At 47.3% G+C, this 18,172-nt stretch carries 9 protein-coding genes and 2 pseudogenes; 6 read left to right on the top strand and 5 right to left on the bottom strand.

Annotated features, from left to right (window positions below; all coding sequences use genetic code 11):
• Positions 1–120: 120 nt before the first annotated feature.
• Both VOR_RS0102505 and VOR_RS0102510 read right to left on the bottom strand, forming a co-directional pair.
• Positions 121–390 (bottom strand): annotated as a pseudogene (locus VOR_RS0102505) (CorA family divalent cation transporter); the annotation flags it as partial.
• 104 nt (positions 391–494) lie between these two features.
• Positions 495–1,946 carry a RimK family ATP-grasp domain-containing protein gene (locus VOR_RS0102510; protein ID WP_010318114.1) on the bottom strand — a complete coding sequence of 484 codons (1,452 nt, stop codon included), beginning with the start codon at positions 1,944–1,946 and terminating at the stop codon, positions 495–497.
• A 70-nt stretch (positions 1,947–2,016) separates the two neighbouring features.
• Here VOR_RS0102510 and VOR_RS0102515 point away from each other — a divergent pair, with 70 nt between their 5' ends.
• Together VOR_RS0102515 and VOR_RS17640 are read left to right on the top strand one after the other, a co-directional pair.
• A complete protein-coding gene (locus VOR_RS0102515) occupies positions 2,017–3,150 on the top strand; it encodes a GNAT family N-acetyltransferase/peptidase C39 family protein (protein WP_010318116.1) in 1,134 nt (377 codons plus the stop codon).
• Between the two features lie 193 nt (positions 3,151–3,343).
• A pseudogene (locus VOR_RS17640) lies at positions 3,344–4,506 on the top strand (NnrS family protein).
• 120 nt (positions 4,507–4,626) lie between these two features.
• Here the strand turns inward: VOR_RS17640 and dapD are convergent.
• The 3 genes from dapD to VOR_RS0102540 form a co-directional block, all read right to left on the bottom strand.
• On the bottom strand, positions 4,627–5,658 hold the full coding sequence (gene dapD / locus VOR_RS0102530) for a 2,3,4,5-tetrahydropyridine-2,6-dicarboxylate N-succinyltransferase (protein WP_010318118.1): 1,032 nt from the start codon (positions 5,656–5,658) through the stop codon (positions 4,627–4,629).
• A 243-nt stretch (positions 5,659–5,901) separates the two neighbouring features.
• Entirely contained in the window at positions 5,902–6,201 is a 300-nt protein-coding gene (locus tag VOR_RS0102535; RefSeq protein ID WP_010318120.1) for a YebG family protein, read from the bottom strand.
• Between the two features lie 97 nt (positions 6,202–6,298).
• Positions 6,299–7,192 carry a LysR family transcriptional regulator gene (locus VOR_RS0102540; protein WP_010318122.1) on the bottom strand — a complete coding sequence of 298 codons (894 nt, stop codon included), beginning with the start codon at positions 7,190–7,192 and terminating at the stop codon, positions 6,299–6,301.
• A gap of 117 nt (positions 7,193–7,309) precedes the next feature.
• On the opposite strand from VOR_RS0102540, the gene VOR_RS0102545 reads away from it, so the two are divergent.
• The 4 genes from VOR_RS0102545 (at position 7,310) to recD (ending at position 17,880) form a co-directional block, all read left to right on the top strand.
• Positions 7,310–8,278, top strand: coding sequence for a TDT family transporter (locus VOR_RS0102545; RefSeq protein ID WP_010318123.1), 969 nt, complete (start codon positions 7,310–7,312; stop codon positions 8,276–8,278).
• 144 nt (positions 8,279–8,422) lie between these two features.
• On the top strand, positions 8,423–11,866 hold the full coding sequence (gene recC, locus VOR_RS0102550; RefSeq protein WP_010318125.1) for an exodeoxyribonuclease V subunit gamma: 3,444 nt from the start codon (positions 8,423–8,425) through the stop codon (positions 11,864–11,866).
• A 273-nt stretch (positions 11,867–12,139) separates the two neighbouring features.
• Positions 12,140–15,757, top strand: a complete 3,618-nt coding sequence (gene recB, locus VOR_RS0102555) for an exodeoxyribonuclease V subunit beta (RefSeq protein ID WP_010318127.1) — start codon at positions 12,140–12,142, stop codon at positions 15,755–15,757.
• A complete protein-coding gene (recD, locus tag VOR_RS0102560) occupies positions 15,754–17,880 on the top strand; it encodes an exodeoxyribonuclease V subunit alpha (protein WP_010318128.1) in 2,127 nt (708 codons plus the stop codon). Before recB ends, recD begins: the two co-directional genes overlap by 4 nt.
• The last annotated feature ends 292 nt before the right edge of the window (positions 17,881–18,172 follow it).

Raw genomic sequence — 18,172 nt, forward strand, 5'->3', positions numbered from 1 at the left:
TGCCAGAGGGGGTAAGGTAAACGTTTAGAGTTGGAATAAAAGCTAATGTGTTGACGGGCAGTAGCAATTAGCTCATCAATGATCGCATGATGACGGGGTTCTACCCGCTAAATTAGTGAATTACGACTCCTTATTGAAAAAACGTAATCGATGCAAAATCCAAAACTCTAAACCAAAAATACCGACCAGTGCGATGCAAAAGAGAGCAAAAGCAACGGGGGATTCAGTGCCGGGAATACCGCCGACATTAACCCCAAGTAAGCCAGTTAAAAAGCTTGTTGGTAGGAAGATCGCCGTAATCACTGAAAATAAATAGGTGTTTTGGTTCATCTTCTCTGCATGATATTGACGTAATTCCCCTTTGATCAGTTCGAGCTCACCAAGGTAAAAGATGCAGAAAAATGCCACTGGTCGATCAACAATTCCATGAATATCCTTATCACTTGCTCCTCAATGACTCAGCATTGAGGAGCAGTAGATTATACCAATTGAGATCAGAAGCCGCGCATTTGAATACGGCGCAGAAACTCAGTCATGATCCTATCGTAAAGAAGATCGCCTAAAAACGCATCCTCAACTTGGTGATCAATACTAGGGTTATCATTCACTTCAATTACATAAACTTGGCCATCAATCTCTTTCAAGTCAACGCCGTACAGGCCACTGCCGATAAGGTTTGACGCTTTTAAGGCAACATCAACGACGTTTTTAGGTACTTGTTTTAAATCCAAGGTTTCAAAGCCGCCAGAAGAGACTCGGCCACTGTTGTGATGTTGATAAATTTGCCAGTTGCCGCGGCTCATCATGTATTTGCAGGCGAAGATGGCTTGGCGGTTCATTACACCGATGCGCCAGTCAAAGTCAGTTGGCATGAAGGCTTGTGCCAAAATCAGAGCACTTTTTTCAAACAGTGCGCCGGCTTCGCGTTCCAGCTCTTGCTCGTCGCGTACTTTGACCACGCCACGTGAAAATGCGCCATCTGGAATTTTTAATACCATGGGAAAGCTCAACTCCTGCATGACATTGCTTTTCCATTGCTCATCAAAACTTTGCAAAATCACGCCTTTTGGCGCAGGCACTTTATTGCGTTGCAATAACTCAGTTAAGAACACTTTATTGGTGCATTTCATGATCGATTCAGAATCATCCATCACCACCAAGCCCATTTTCTCGGCCGTTTTTGCAAAGCGGTAAGTGTAGTTACTGATGTTGGTGGTGGCGCGAATAAACAAGCCATCAAATTCACCCAAACGCGATAAGTCATCCGGTGAAATGGTTTCTAGGTTAACCCCTAAACGGTTTGCGGCGCGGCGAAAACGTTTTAATGCTGAGGGGTCAGAAGGTGGCATTTTCTCTTCTTCGTCCACTAGCATGGCAATATCGTAACGGTATTTTTTCTCTTGCTTCGGTTTACGCCAAACTTTGGTTGAAAACAGCTCTAATGATTCGACGAAGAAATCTTGCTCTTGGTCGTTCAAATCCTGGAATGGGAAAGGGCCAATTTTGCTGATTTGCCACTGCCCTTGAACGCGGTTCATTTCCAACTCAATAACGGGCACCATAAACTGTTCAAACAGGCGGCGAGCCAGTTTATCCAAGCCTTTTTCTGCGGTGCGGCCAAAATAAATTTTGCACTGTATAAAATCGGTTTGGGCGCACAGTTTATTGAGTTTCAATAAGCCAGAAGAGAGTAAAAAGGGTTGATTGATGTCGTTGATCGCCATCACTCGAGGGATAACGCGGTGGCCGCGTGCCTCTGCCATCAGCGAGCAGTAATAGCCGCTGCTCATGTAGCCATAATCGCGACACAGGTTGACCACTTGCAGGCTGCGATGAGTATGGGTGCCATTACTGTTGAGGTATTGGTCTACACTTACCACTTGCTCTGAGGGGAAATATTGTTGCCAGTCACTGGACTGGTCGGTCACGATCAAAAGGTTTGCCATTGCTATTCTTTTCCTTAATCAATAGGAATAATATTGAGCCGCAATCTTGCCAACCACTTAAGGACGTCGTATGGACTTTCGTCTTGCGAAAAGTGCTGATCTCACTGCTCTTAATGCGTTAGAACAACAGCTGTTTGACGGAGATAAAATCTCTCCACGCCAAATGAAGCGTTTTTTACATTCCAACCAAGCGGTGTTGTTTGTGGCCGATGCCGGCACAGAGCTGGCTGGATATGCATTGCTACTATTTCATCAAGGTACACAGCTATCAAGGTTGTATTCGATTGCCGTAAAACCTGATTTCAGAGGCCGGAGGATTGCTCAAAATTTGGTCGAGCAATGCGAGCGTGCTGCTCTTGATCAAGGTGCCACTACATTACGATTAGAAGTGCGTGAAGACAATACGGCCGCGATAAATTTATATGAAAAAATGGGCTATAAAACCCTGAAATTTCTTATCCATTATTACGATGATTTGTGTAATGGACGCCGGATGCAAAAACGCTTGTCGCCACAAGGGCCTAAGGTGCAATTGCCGATGCCACTTTATGTTCAGACTACGCCATTTACTTGCGGTGCGGCATGCTTGCTGATGAGCTTTTCTTGCTTGTCTAAATCGTTTGAGCCGAGTCGCACCGCTGAGCTGCAACTGTGGCGAGAAGCGACAACGATTTTTATGGCGGCGGGGCACGGTGGGTGCAGCGGGCAAGGGTTGGCATTGGCTGCTAGTCGACGCGGTTATCATGTGGAGCTGTGGAGCCAATCCAAAAGCACGCCTTTTATTGATAGCGTGCGAGATACCAATAAAAAACAAGTTATCGAATTGGTTCATCTTGATTTTTGTGAGCAGCTTAGTCATCAAGATGTGGCGATGATTGATGCACCACCGAGTCAAGAGCAACTAGAAGCGTGGGTAACGGAAGGAGCATGTGTGCTGCTACTCATCAGCACTTATCGTTTCGATGGTAAGAAAGAGCCGCATTGGATCGTACTCAGTGGTATGAGCGATAAATTCTTCTTCATTCACGATCCACATGCAGAAACAGAAGCGGATGCGATGGCTTCGGCCTTCATTCCTGTCGGTAAAAAAGCGCTGTCACAAATCATCGGTTTTGGTAAACAAAAACAGACGGCTTGTGTGGTGATTAGCTCGAACCGCAGTGCTATGCGTGTAACCACTGCTATGGGTGTAACCACTGGTTAGGATAGAGTTCAAATGAATTCATTGAGTCATAATGACTGCTTTTTATTGGGTTGTTATGACTCTTTTTTTTGAGTGGTATTTTTTATTGCGTTGTTTTTATTCGGTGTTTTTATTCGGTGTTTTTATTGGCTTGAATTGTGCTTGTGGTGTTGGTCGTCTGTCATGATATCCGCCACCGCCGTAAGAGGTCACAGTGCTCAATATTACCGATATAAAAGTAGAACAACGCATACCCGCTTGGTTGCGCCTTGGTTTTCGTCCCTTTTTCCTACTCGGTAGCGTATATGCTGTTTTCGCGGTGACGTTATGGGTCTGGATGTTTCAAACCGGTCAACCATCGGCATTGCAAGTTCCTGCGCTGTGGTGGCATGTACATGAAATGCTGTTTGGTTTTGCTATGGCAATTGTGGTCGGTTTTCTATTGACTGCCGTACAGAACTGGACTGGCATTAATGGCACGAAACATTATCGCTTAGCTGTGTTAGTCGCCTTGTGGCTAGCGCCTCGAATCTTATTGTGGACGCCGACACCTTTGTGGGTCATCTCTTCTGTCGAAGCGCTTTTTTTGGCCGCCGAATAGTGCAAGCGAAAGGCTGGAAAAATCTCTTTTTTGTGCCGCTGTTTATTTTAGCGATCGGCGCGAACTTTGCGAGTTATGCCACCATCAAAGGAATGCCGCCTTTTAGCTCAGCGGCAGTATGGCAGGCGATGTTGTGGTGGTTCACATTGTTGCTATCGGTCATGGGAGCACGCGTGATCCCTTTCTTCAGCGCAAGGCGTTTTAACTTTGAAAAAGCACAGCCATGGGTATGGCTCGATTGGTTAGCCAATGCGCCCATTGCGGCCTTGTTTATTTTGAGTTTCTTCCCGCTGACGATGGTGCAGATTGGTCAGCCTATCATGTTACTGGCTGGGTTAGCGCAGTGGGTACGTTGGATGCGTTGGAAACCATGGCTAACATTGAGTGAGCCTCTGGTTTGGTCGCTGCACGCCGCGTATGCCTGTATTCCTTTGAGCTTATTACTGCGCGGGTTAATTGATGATGTATATGTCACTCATAACCTGATCCATCTCTTTGCCATTGGAGCCATCTCAGGCTTGATTTTGTCGATGATTGCACGCGTGACCATGGGGCATACCGGCAGGGCGATTTATCAAGGGCCTAAAATGAGTATTGCGTTTGCGGCTTTGATGATGTCGGCATTGGTACGCAGCCTCGGTGTGGCGTTTTTTCCAGCGCAACTCTTTTTGATGGTGAATATCAGCGCCGCACTCTGGATATTGGCTTTTACTCTGTTTGTGTGGAAATTCGGCACGATGTTACTTACGCCGAGAGTCGATGGCCACCCGGGATAACGGTTTGGCTAGTCACGTGGAAGTAGCAAAATAAAAAAGTAGAAAGTAGCCTAGCAGTAGAAAGCGCGCAAAAGAAAAAGGCTTGGCACATCGCCAAGCCTTTTTATCAGAAAAAATGGATCAGTTATGGCTGTGCAGCATGCTGTTCAGTTCAACGGCTGATTTATTGGCTAAACACTCAATTTGACCTGTGATCGAGTTGCGACGGAAAAGTAGATCCGATACACCAGCTAAATCACGTGCTTTGACGATTTCCACTTCTTGGCCTTGGTTATCGAGCATACGCACTTTAGTGCCAGCAGTTACATACAAACCTGATTCTATCGTGCAGCGATTGCCGAGTGGGAAACCTAAGCCTGCATTTGCGCCAAGCAGTGAGTTTTCACCGATAGAGACCACGACCTTACCGCCGCCAGAAAGCGTACCCATGATAGAAGCGCCACCGCCGATGTCCGATCCATTACCAACAACTACACCTGCAGAAATACGCCCTTCAACCATGCTCACGCCTGTTGTACCAGCGTTGAAGTTGATAAAACCTTCATGCATCACAGTGGTACCTTCGCCCACGTGCGCGCCAAGGCGAACGCGCGAGGTATCCGCAATACGGATGCCCGCTGGGACAATGTAATCAACCATTTTCGGGAATTTATCGACACAATCTACCGTTAAAGCTCGGCCTGCAAGGCGAGCTTCAATTTGACGATCGGCTAGTTCAGGTAGATCGATAGGACCCTCATTGGTCCATGCGATGTTATGCAGCAGGCCAAAAATACCATCAAGCACAGTACCGTGTGGTTTCACTAAACGGTGTGAAATCAGTTGTAGCTTCAAAAAGCCTTCAGCGACTGATTGAGGCTGTTGGTCGGAAGCTAAAATAACCAGCACCAGTGGTTGTGAGGCGTTAGCGGCTTTATCGGCAAAACTGGCATTGTTAGCCTGATCATGTTGAGCAAATATCGCGGCGAGTTGGGTGCTTTGCTCGGTTGAGATGTCGATATACTGGTTGCCTTCGCCATAACCAGAGACTTGAGCAAGCTCGCTCACTAGTGCGTCACTTGGGTTGAGAATTGGCGCTGGAAAAAACGCTTCAATAATTTTTCCATCACGGTTTTTAGTTGCCGTGCCAAAGGCAAGTGCAAAGTAAGCCATTTTGATATCTCCATGTTGTCACTATTGATGCGCTCGCCAGCGTAGGTTGAGCATCATTGCGGCGCACTCGATTTATCAAGCATCATAAAGAGTGAGGCAGGGGTAGGAAAGGGCAAAAGGGGAGAAAGTCCGTAAAACGATACCTTTTGTCTTTTTAGCGATGTATTTCTTTAGAAAGAAATACAAAACCGCTGACGAAGCAGCGGCCTTTTCACGTTCTATCATCTTAAGCGTTTAATCGCCTTAAGCTGCATCTTCTTCTGGTGCTTCGTCTTTTACCGCTTTGGCTTTTTTAGGCTTAGCCGGTGCAGGCTTGCGCTTTGCGCCAAGTGCGTAAAGCACTTCCTCTTTATTTTGCGCTAAGAACATCGCCAAAGCTTCTTGCTTGGCTTCATCTTCTAGCAACTCACTTTTCCCTAACAGTTCGAAAAGCTCATCTGCCATATCGAGCATTTTGTCATAAGCGTCAGCGTCTGCTTTAGAGGTAAAAGTCATCTTTTCTTCTCCGTTGCGTTCCACCACGTACTTGACGATTACAGCCATGGTTAATCCTCTAACTTAGTCATTAATTCTACTGGCTGTTTATACAGTTTTTAAACCATGAAGTCTAGGTGAGCAGGAAAAAGTGAGAGGTGGATGGCTACTCTTTGTTCCATTGATAACAAAATTCAATAAAGTGTTTGAGCAGTGGGCTTTGGTATTTTTCTTTATGTACCAATAGCCAAAAACGGCGTTTCATGTCCAGCGGCACATGGAGCCGTTTGACCCGGCCATCTTGCAGTGCTGAATGCGCAGAAAGGGTGGATAAACAGCCTAAACCTAACCCTGCCGAAACACTGTTGATTAAGGCTTCCGTAGTATTCAATTCAAAGGCTTCATGCCACTGTTCGAGCCGCGGTGCGATAGCCAGTAAGAAAAACTCTCGCGAGCCAGAACCCGCTTCGCGCAATACCCATTGGCTCTGTTCGAAATCATTGAGGGTGAGCTGATTTATCATTGTGAGTGGATGTTCGGGTGCGCAAATAATACACATTTCATCGTGTGAAAAAGGCGTTGAAATCAGCTCTGGGTGCAGTGTTTTTCCTTCAATCAACGCAAGATCCAATTCGTAATCGACCAACTTTTGGCAAATCAGCGCTGAGTTGCAAATAAACAAACTTTGCGAGATGTGTTGGGTTTGCTGGCGAAATTGACTGAGTAGATAAGGCGCGACATGGTTGCCAATCGTATCACTGGTGCCAATGCGTAATTGACCCGAAAGGCTTTGTTCACTGTCAAACAGATGATTGATGTTGCTCGCTCGGCTTAGCAGTTCATCGGCGAGCGGCAACAGTTTTTGTCCCTCTTGATTGAGGATTAAACGGTTATTGACCCTATCGAACAGCGCATGCCCAAGCTGTTTCTCTAGTTCAGACAATGCCATACTCACGGCCGCTTTCGACAAAAACAGCGCCTCTGCAGCTTGGGTCAAGGTTTTGTGTTTCGTAATCGAAGTGAATACTTTCAATTGCTTAAGAGAAATATTGGCAGCCATAATTTTGTTTAATAAATCTTAACGTATGTTCTGTATATTTAGATATATCAGAACAAAAGGCAAGGCTATAATAGCAACATTGAACAACTACTTTGTTAGTTCTGATGAGAGGTCAATATGATTCGAGCAGCAAAAGCGAAAGTTATGGGTGCGCCAACCCCTATGGAGGGTTTAGCTCTAGGCATCGCAAGCTTGGGTTGGAGTTGGGAAAACTTTGCACCATTACAAGGTTATGGCCAATTAAGTGGAGCCGTTATTGCCAGCGTGTTGCTGGTGGTTCTTGCGTTTAAATTTCTCTTTCATGGCCACTTATTACGCCAAGATCTCGCTCATCCGGTTGTGGGCAGTGTTGTGCCTACTTTTGCGATGGGCACAATGGTGGTTTCCAATTCATTAGGCCATTTTTACCCAATGGCCGGTGATGCGTTATGGCTATTTGCTGTGGGTTTACACATCATCTTCTTGGTCAGTTTTTTGTACCATCGCGCGCAGTCTTTTGAACTTCACCACATGGTGCCAAGTTGGTTCGTTCCACCTGTGGGTATTATTGTGGCTGACGTGGCGTTTTCTGGAAATCCAGCACTTGCACCAATCGCCAATGCCACCTTGATGTTCGGTTTAGTCGCTTATGCGGTGATGCTGCCGATGATGATTTACCGTTTCATGTTTACGCATGAAGTTCCAGATGCAGCAAAACCAACCATGGCTATTTTGGCGGCGCCAGCGAGCCTCTCATTGGCTGGTTATTTAACTGTCACGGCTAACCCATCGCCAGTGATCATCGGCATTTTATTTGGTATTGCCGTGTTAATGACAGCGATTATCTACTTAGCTTTCTTTAAATTATTACGCTTGCCTTTTAGCCCAGGCTACGCAGCGTTTACCTTCCCAATGGTGATTGGTGCAACGGCGTTGTTTAAACTCACACATTGGATGGAAACCGTTGGAATAAGTGCTGAATATGTACAGCAAGTGCATTGGTTAGCTGGATTAGAGTTGATTGTGGCAACCATTGTGGTGGGTTATGTTGCTATTCGTTACTTAAATTTCTATCAACCTCATCGTGCTACTCAGCAGCATGAATGAGCTAGAAGAGCAAGATGAACACGCATTGAACTGCAAAATGAAATAGCCTGCAGTTTAGGCAATTCAAAACATAAAATTCTCAAGTATAGAATGCACTTATGCTAATCTCAGTCCTTATTGTGACAAGAAAAGCGTGAGTGCATTTTGTTTACTGTCTATCATTCCAATAAAGTCGATACCTTAAAGATCCTACTCGTGCATTTGATCAAAAGTGCACCGTTAGCCAACCCCTTTGAGAAAGAGCAGATCTTGGTGCAAAGCCCAGGGATGTCGCAATGGCTCAAAATGGCCTTAGCGAAAGAGCTCGGTGTGGCGGCGAACCTTGAGTTTCCTCTACCGGCGACCTTTATCTGGGACATGTTCACTAAAGTGCTACCTGATGTACCTAAGCGCAGCGCTTTTAACAAAGAAGCGATGACGTGGAAACTGATGCATCTGTTGCCAACCTTGCTCACGCTCGACCCCTTTGCCCCTTTGCAGCGTTATCTTGAACAGGATGATGACCATTCCAAGCTCTATCAGTTGGCCGAGAAAATTGCCGATATTTTTGATGGTTATTTAGTCTACCGCCCCGATTGGATTGCCAAGTGGGAGGCGGGCGATGACGTGAGCGAGATTGGTGATGAGCATCCATGGCAGCCGATATTATGGCAAGCCTTATATCAATACACGCTAGATCAAGGCCAGTCGCACTACCACCGTGCCAATCTCTATCAAAGTTTTATTGATCAGCTTGCGCGTGGCTCGGTTGATTTAACCAAACTGCCCAAACGTTTGTTTATTTTCGGTATTTCGTCACTGCCGCCTCGTTATATGGATGCACTCAAAGCGCTGGGTGAGCAGATTGATGTCCACTTGATGTTTACCAACCCTTGTCAGCATTATTGGGGCGATCTTCGAGATAGAAAAACGCTCGCCAGACTGCACAGTCAGCAACGTAAAACGTTCGCCTTACAAGGTGATGAGATTCAGTTTGAAGGGCAACGCTCGCCGCTTAAAGGTGACATTGAAGCTAACCTCGTGGATGAATTGCATACCGAAGCTGCAGTTGGCAATGAGTTATTGGCCTCGATGGGGAAACTTGGGCGCGATAATCTTTTTTTGCTCTCCCAAACGGAAAATGAAGAGCACGAATTTTTTATTGATCTGCCATGCGATAACTTATTGCATCAGTTGCAGGCCGACATCTTACATTTGCAAGAGCATCGAGATGATAGTCAACTGGACAGTAGCGACCACAAACAAGTGATTGCTTTGGATGATCCATCGCTCACTCTTCATGCTTGCCATAGCCCGATGCGAGAAGTGGAAGTGTTGCATGATCAATTGTTGGCAATGTTTGATGCTGACCCTGAACTGAAACCGCGCGATATTATTGTGATGGTGGCGGACATCAATGCGTACAGCCCAGCCATTGCGGCAGTATTTGGTAACGCGCCGGGTGAGCGCTTTATTCCTTACTCCATTTCAGACCGTACGGCGGATCAAGAGAGCCCGATCTTAGCGGCATTTATGCAATTAGTGCATTTACCTGATTCTCGCTGCCTAGCGTCAGAGTTATTAGAGCTGCTTGAAACTCCGGCGATGATGGCAAAATTTGAGCTTAATGAGCAAGACTTTGCACAAGCCAAATTGTGGGTAGAAGAGTCAGGTATTCGCTGGGGGCTTAATGCGAGCACCGCGCAACAATTTGAGTTGCCGCAGACCGAGCAAAATACTTGGCAATTCGGGATTGAGCGCATGTTACTTGGTTATGCCATGCCTGCCTCAGCGGGTTTATTTACGCAAGGCGAAGTGGCGCTCGTTCCTTATAATGAAGTGCAAGGCATCAACGCTGAATTGGCGGGTAAATTAGCGCACTTTATTCAGCAAGTGAGCCATTACCGCGAGCAGTTAGCGCAAACCCAAAGCGTGGACGAGTGGCGTCGCTTGCTCGGTGAGATGCTTGGCGCTTTTTTCAAGGTTGAGCTGGAAGGGGAGCTCGCACTCAAGTCGATTCGCGACACCTTGTCTCAGTTAAAAGATCAACTGGCCGAGGCCGGTTATGAGCAAGCACTTGCGCCAAGTATTATTACTCAATATTTGCAAAACAAATTGTCAGGTACGCGCATCAGCCAGCGTTTTCTGGCGGGACAAGTCAATTTCTGTACTTTAATGCCAATGCGTTCCATCCCTTTTAAAACCGTTTGTTTACTAGGAATGAACGATGGCGTTTACCCGCGTACTATGCCAGCCGAAGGGTTTGATTTGATGAACGGTCGCACCCGCGCTGGCGATCGCTCGCGGCGTGACGATGACCGCTATTTGTTCTTAGAAGCGATGCTCTCGGCGCAGCAAACCTTGTACATCAGCTACGTTGGACGCTCAATTCAAGATAATACCGAACGCGTTCCTTCAGTGTTGGTCTCTGAGCTTTTAGAGTATTGCCAACAAAATTACTGTTTGGTCGGGGATGAAGCGCTTGGCAGCGATCAATCGGCCAAAAATTTAGCCTGTGCTTTAACGACCACTCACGCCATGGTGCCTTTTAGCCCTAATGCTTTTTTGAGTAAAACCGGTAGCTATGCCAAAGAGTGGCTACCTGCCGCCAGTCGGCAAGGGCGAGCCAGTGGTGAGTTTAATCTCGACCTGAGCGATTATTTACAAGGGGCGAGCTTTCCTGTCAGTTTAGATCTGGTTGAGCTGCAACGGTTTTGGCGTTTGCCTGTGCAATATTTCTTTAATCGTCGCCTTAAAGTGACGTTCGAGCCTCCGTTACCAGTCATGGAAGATGATGAACCCTTTGCCTTAAATGGCTTGGAGAGCTACCAGTTACGCGAGGAACTACTAGAGTTGCTGCTTGAGCAACCCAATTCACCGCATGCCCTTGAGAGATTCATTGACCAGCAGCGCGCGCAAGGAAAGTTACCGATTGGTGCTTTTGGAGCCTTGGAATTTGAAACTAATCGCGTGCAAGCACAAGAATTGGCGCAAAGAATCGCTTTCTTATGCCATTCGCCACTTGATGACCAAGAGATCGATCTAAAATTTGAATTGTTTGGTGAAGGCAAAAACGTACAACTGACGGGGTGGCTGACTAAGCGCTATCAATCCGGTTTAGTGCGCTACCGCAGTGGTTCGATTCGCGCGCAGGATTATTTAGCCGCGTGGATTGATCACCTCTCACTAGCGGCGATGGGCGAAAGTCAACCTACTCATTTGATGGGCTACGATCGTAAAGACGGTGTGCAGCATTTTATTTATCCGCCCATGCCCGATACCGAACAAGCCAAAGCGTTGCTCGCAGAACTGGTGGGTTTGTTTTATCAAGGTATGACAGCGCCGCTCGCTTACTTTCCAAAAACCGCGTTAGCCTGTGTGGAAGCTGGCTTCAGCCGTGGTCAATGGGTTGATGATCGCGACAAATCGCTCAAGAAAATGGCCGATAGCTTTAATGAAAGTTACATGAGCCATGGTGAAGGAAGCAATGTTTACATCGCGCGTATTTGGCCGCAGTGGAATGAAGCCTTAGCTGAGCAGGTGCGTTTATTAGCCACGTTGGTGATGCAAGGGCCACGATTGTGGCTTCAAGTGGCGCAGGATGTTTAGCGATGGATAACTGCTTGGAAAGTAAAGTGGCCGCCAGTCAATCATTATTGTGTAGGGCGTTTTCTGTACGGCCACAGGTCAGAGGGACCATGATTTGGTTGGTTCGCATCATCGTGAGATTGACGAAACACGTGGCGCGGATAGTAAAGGCTGCCCGTTTGGCGAACCGTGAGAAAGATCTCACAACGTCTTAATTTATAAACTTATTTTGATTATTCATACCATTATTTAAGCGCGATCACATTCGCTTGCGTATTCAAAGGCTAACTGTTTATGAGTATGACCCCGGCTACGGTCACAACACCATTAAATACCCTTACGTTCCCGCTGCACGGTGCAAGGCTTATCGAAGCGTCGGCGGGCACGGGTAAAACCTTCACCATTACAGGTTTGTATTTGCGCCTGTTACTTGGGCATGGTGATGCAAAGTCACGTCATCAAGCGCCACTGACGGTCGATCAAATTCTAGTGGTGACCTTTACGGAAGCTGCCACAGCTGAGCTTCGCGACCGCATTCGGCGGCGCATTCATGAGGCGCGTATCGCTTTTTCGCGCGGTTTCAGTGATGACCCTGTTATCAAACCGCTACTTGAGCAAACCCGTCATCACAAGCAAGCGGCGCAAATATTACTGCAAGCGGAACGGCAGATGGATGAAGCAGCAGTCTATACCATTCACGGCTTTTGCCAGCGTATGCTCACCCAAAATGCGTTTGAATCGGGAAGCCGTTTTAATAACGAATTTGTGACCGATGAAAGCCATCTAAAAGCGCAAGTGGTCGCGGATTATTGGCGTCGTCAGTTCTATCCGTTGTCGATTCAGCTTGCTGCGGAAGTGCGCCGTTTATGGTCATCACCAGCGGCGCTGCTTGAAAAAATCAGTGGCTATTTAACTGGCTCGGCGCTAACGCTCTCTGTTGAAGCGATGAGTGGCGATTTAAGCGCGCTTTATCAATCGTGCCTGTCACGCATAGAGTCGTTAAAAAAGCAGTGGCTTGATTCATGCGATGATTTACCGCCGTGCATTGAAGCTTCAGATTTGCATGCAGCAACCAAGAAAGCGTTACTGAAACGGCTAGAAGGGTTAGCGTTGTGGGCGATCAACCCGCAGCATGAATTGAACCTACCGAGCGAATTACAAGAGTTTGCACAAAGCGCGTTGGAGGCTAAGTCGAAAAAAGGTCAACCCCCGCAACATGCGCTGTTCACGACCATTGAGCTCTTTTTGCAACAACCCATCAGCTTAGAAGCGCCGCTTCTGGCGCACGCTATTACTCATTGCCGAGCCATGCTTGCCAAAGCGAAAGCACAAAAGCAGTGGTTATCGTTTGATGATTTGCTCACTCAGCTTTCTGCCGCGATAGATAATGATGAGCTGGGCATACTGACTGAGCGGATTCGCAGCCTTTACCCCGTTGCGATGATCGATGAATTCCAAGATACCGATCCGCTGCAATACAGCATTTTTAGCCGCATTTATCTGCCTAAGGCTGAATGCGGTTTGTTTATGATTGGCGACCCAAAACAAGCGATTTACGCGTTTCGTGGTGCAGACATTTTTACCTACATCAAAGCGCGTAAACAGGTGAGCGCACACTACACCTTGGGGACCAACTGGCGTTCTAGCGCGAATATGGTCAATGCCGTCAATCAGATTTTTAGTACGCCTGACAGTGCTTTTATCTACGACCAAGATATTCCCTTTTTACCCGTTGAAGCCAGCCCAAATGCGCAGCAGCGTCAATGGTGGCTTAACGGAACCGTGCAACCAGCGCTCACCTATTGGCTGCAAGAAGCGCAAGACAGCCCGTTGCCAAAAGGCGAATACCTGCAATGCATGGCCAAAGCGTGCGCCAGCCAAATTCAGACAATTTTGAGCGCCGCGCAGCATCAACAAGCGTACTTTGATACGGCTAAAGGGCAAAAGAGTGTGCAAGCAGGTGACATCGCAGTCTTAGTGCGGACGGGTAATGAAGGTCGTATGGTGAAAGAGGCGCTCGCTACGCAAGGCATTGCCAGTGTTTATCTCTCGAACCGCGATAGTGTTTTTGGCAGTGAGGTAGCACAAGATGTACAGCGTCTATTGCAAGCAGTACTGACTCCTGAACATGATCGCGCCTTGCGGGCCTGTTTGGCCTCACCACTTTTCGCGTTAGATGCTGCCAGCTTGGATGATTTAAACAACGACGAATCGGTATGGGAAAACGCGGTTAACGAATTTAAACAGTATCGCCAATTGTGGCTTGAGCGCGGCGTGCTTCCTATGTTGCTCAGTGTGATGAGTAAACGTCACGTCGCTGAACGTTGGTTGGAAGAGCCGCAAGGTGAGCGCTCACTGACCGATTTTATGCACATCGGTGAGCTACTACAGCAAGCGCGACAAGAGATTGATAGCGATCACGGTTTGCTGCGTTGGCTGGCACAAGCTATCAGTGACGCCGAGCATGGCCTAGGGGGCCGTGATGATCAAATTCAACGTTTGGAATCCGAACGCAACCTAGTGCAGATCGTCACCATTCACAAATCGAAAGGTTTGGAATACGACTTAGTATTTCTGCCGTTTGTGGTCAGCTACCGAGAGGCAAGTGAAGGCAAATATCATGATGCCGTGAATGAGGAAACGGTGCTGGATATTACCGCCAGTGAAGCTTCTCTCAAGCAAGCAGATAAAGAGCGGCTTGCGGAAGATCTTCGCTTGATTTATGTAGCGCTGACTCGTGCTGTGTATGGCTGTTTTATCGGCATTGCGCCGCTGCGTAATGGCCGCTCCACCAAAGAGCCAACCGGTGTGCATTTAAGTGCCATTGGCTATCTGCTGCAAAATGGTCAAGCCGCAGGCATTGCCGATCTTAACGCTGCGTTGCACGCTCAATCCAATCAATACATTCGTGTCTCTGAGCCACCTGCCGATCAGCCAGAGCCGTTTAAAGCGTTGAGCGTCGAGACGCCGGTATTGAGTGCCAAAACACTGCAAGCGCAGATTGACCGTTTTTGGCGAATGACCAGCTATTCTGGGTTGGTAAAACAAGGTGTGAAACACGCTAGCCACGACGCGAGTTTAGAAGTCTCAGGCTTTGATATCGACTCTGCTGATGAGCAAGCGGAAGCTTTACTGGTTGAGCCAGAACGTTCCATTTTTACTTTTCCACGCGGTGCAACGCCCGGTACTTTTTTGCACTCTATCTTTGAGGAGGTCGAGTTTACTGAGCCTGCTAGCAGCGATGCTAACCAAAAAGTGATACTGGATTTACTGGTGCGAGAACAAATCGATATTGAATGGTTACCAGTATTACAAACGCTGGTCGATACCGTGTTACAGACACCTTTAGATGGCAAAACGTTGCGTTTGAACCAAAAAACCGCCACTCAGCGTTTGGTTGAAATGGAATTTCTATTACCGATAGAAGTACTGAGCGCTCCTGCATTGAACCGTGTTATTCAACGCCATGATCCACTGTCGGCTAAAGCTGGAGATCTTGGTTTTTACACTGTGCAGGGCATGCTGAAGGGCTTTATTGATTTGCTGTTTGAGCATCAAGGAAAGTATTACGTGCTGGACTGGAAGTCGAATCATTTGGGGGATGATGTCAGCGCCTATCATGGCGAGCGTTTGAAAGCGGCGATGGCAGAGCATCGCTATGATTTACAATATCAACTCTACGCATTGGCGCTGCATCGATTCTTACGCAGCCGTTTAGCAAACTATGACTACCATCGCCATTTTGGCGGAGTCTATTATCTCTTTTTGCGCGGCATGGATGGCGAGTCTGAGCATGGGATTTTCTCAACCAAACCGAGCTTTGAACTGCTTGATGAGATGGACAGATTGATTGATGGAGAAACCGTAGATACTCGCGCGACCGATGCAGGGCAAATGGAGTTAGATTTATGAGCAGTACGCTAATGACAACGCTTAAGCAGTTAGCGGAAAAAGGCGCTATGCGTCAGTTAGATTACCAATTCGCGCGTTTTATCGAACAAAAAAGCCAGCAGCAACTTGGCGCTGAACATAGCCAAGCGCTCGGATTTATTGCCGCGGTGGTCAGTGCTGAATTGGCCAAGGGACATATCTGCTTACCTTTAGTGGATGCTTCAACGGCGCAGGGTGTCGACCTCGCGGCTAAGTTAGGCTTGTTTGGTGAGGCTGCATTGGCGGTCAATCAGCACCTATTGGCGATTGATTGGCCTTGGCTACTCAACCGTTCAGACTTAGTCGGCCAGCAAGGGGAAGCGGTGCCTTTAATGTTTGATGGGCAACGTTTATACCTACACCGTTATTGGTATTATGAAGTTACCTTAGCACAGCGTTTAATCAGCTTTGGGACACCCATGAGCCTAAAGCCTACTGATGTCCAAAAGCTAAAATTGCTGCTCGATGCACTGTTTGCGCGTCAATACCACTTTCTGCTCCATACGCTTCGTCAATTGCCAGAGACAGCCAATGCATCAGCACGCCAGCAACAAGTGTGTGATTTTCTGGATGTGGTCAACGCCGATGAACTTGATTGGAATGAGATTGATCAAGTCATTAGCCAAGCACGTACGGCGAAAGAACTCGAAGCATTAGAGACGCTGATCCCGCAAAGCGTTTGCATCAACTGGCAAAAAGTCGCAGCGGCAGTGGCACTGACACGCCGCTTTGCCGTGATTTCTGGCGGTCCGGGAACCGGTAAAACCACCACGGTTACTAAATTACTAGCCGCTTTGATTACCCAAGCCCAACAGCAAGGTGAGACGCCCACCATTAAATTGGTCGCACCAACGGGTAAAGCCGCGGTACGTTTAACGGAATCGATCGGTAAAGCGGTGGCTGAACTGGCGGTTGAGCCAGCGTTGAAAGCGGCGATTCCCACCGAGTCGAGCACACTTCACCGTTTATTGGGCGTCATACCTAACAGTGTTGAGTTTCGTCACCATCAGCGTAACCCGCTGCATTTGGATATATTGGTGGTTGATGAAGCATCAATGGTCGATTTACCGATGATGGTCAAGTTAATCGAGGCATTACCCAAACACGCGCGCTTGATTTTACTGGGTGATAAAGACCAACTCGCGTCAGTCGAAGCGGGCGCTGTGCTGGGGGACATTTGTTCATTTTTGACCTTAGGCTACAGCCGAGCGCACAGCGAGTACCTGGCTAAGTTAACAGGCTATCAAACCTTGATTGCTCATTCACACCCTAACGCAAGCCCGATTTCAGACAGCTTATGCATGTTGCAAAAAAGCTACCGCTTTGATGTCCGATCAGGCATTGGTCAATTAGCCAAAGCGATCAATGCTGGGCAAGTGGCTATGGTGGATGAGGTGTTAAAACGTAATTATGCTGATATTACGCACCACTCACTCAGCAGTGAAAGCTATAACCTAATGCTGAAAACCTTAGTCAAGGAGTATGGTCGTTATCTCACGCGCATCGAGAGTTCTGGTGCTTATGCTGCGGAAACTCAAGCCCAAAAAGCCAAAGCCGTATTGGATTGCTTTAATCAATGCCGTTTGCTTTGCGCTATTCGTGAAGGGGATTTTGGGGTAAGTGGTTTGAATCAACGCATTGAACGTGCGCTGGTCGCACGTAAGTTGATCAAGACTCAAGATGAGATTTGGTATCACGGCCGGCCAGTGATGGTGACGCGTAATGATCATAGTTTGGGTTTGTATAATGGCGATATCGGCATATGCATGCTCGATACGAGCGAGCAAGAACCGCGTTTGAAGGTGTATTTTGAGCTGCCAGATGGTAGCGTGAAAGCTATTTTACCAAGCCGCGTACCAGAGCACGAAACAGCCTATGCGATGACCATTCATAAATCACAAGGCAGTGAGTTTGATCTAACGCTGATGATTTTACCGCCTGATTTTAGCCCGATATTGACCAGAGAGCTTATCTATACTGGCATTACGCGCGCCAAGAAGCAGCTGATGCTTTTTGCTGACATGGGAACGATGAAACGAGGGCTCAAGATAAAAACGCAGCGAGCCAGCGGCTTAGTTACGAGATTAGACAAGAGACTAGCGTAAATCAACAACTAGGATAAACGAGTTTGAGCTGTCCCCACACAGTTTGAAATTTACATGGTATGTTGAATTCATTCTGTTGTTTGGGGGAAGCTCAATTACTGATTTGGTGTGCTGCTATGCGAAAGCATGAGTAAAAGAGATGTTTCTGATTTTATAACGATCTTGCGAGCTGAGTATAAAGACTCGTAGCTTGTCGTTAACGGGAAATACGCAATGCACATGTTGGCCTTCAAGGAATTGGTTATCAGCCATATCCCAAAAGATTTGAAGTGAGTTACAAATAACAGTTTTC

The sequence above is a fragment of the Vibrio ordalii ATCC 33509 genome, from assembly GCA_000257205.1.
Lineage (GTDB): Bacteria > Pseudomonadota > Gammaproteobacteria > Enterobacterales > Vibrionaceae > Vibrio > Vibrio ordalii.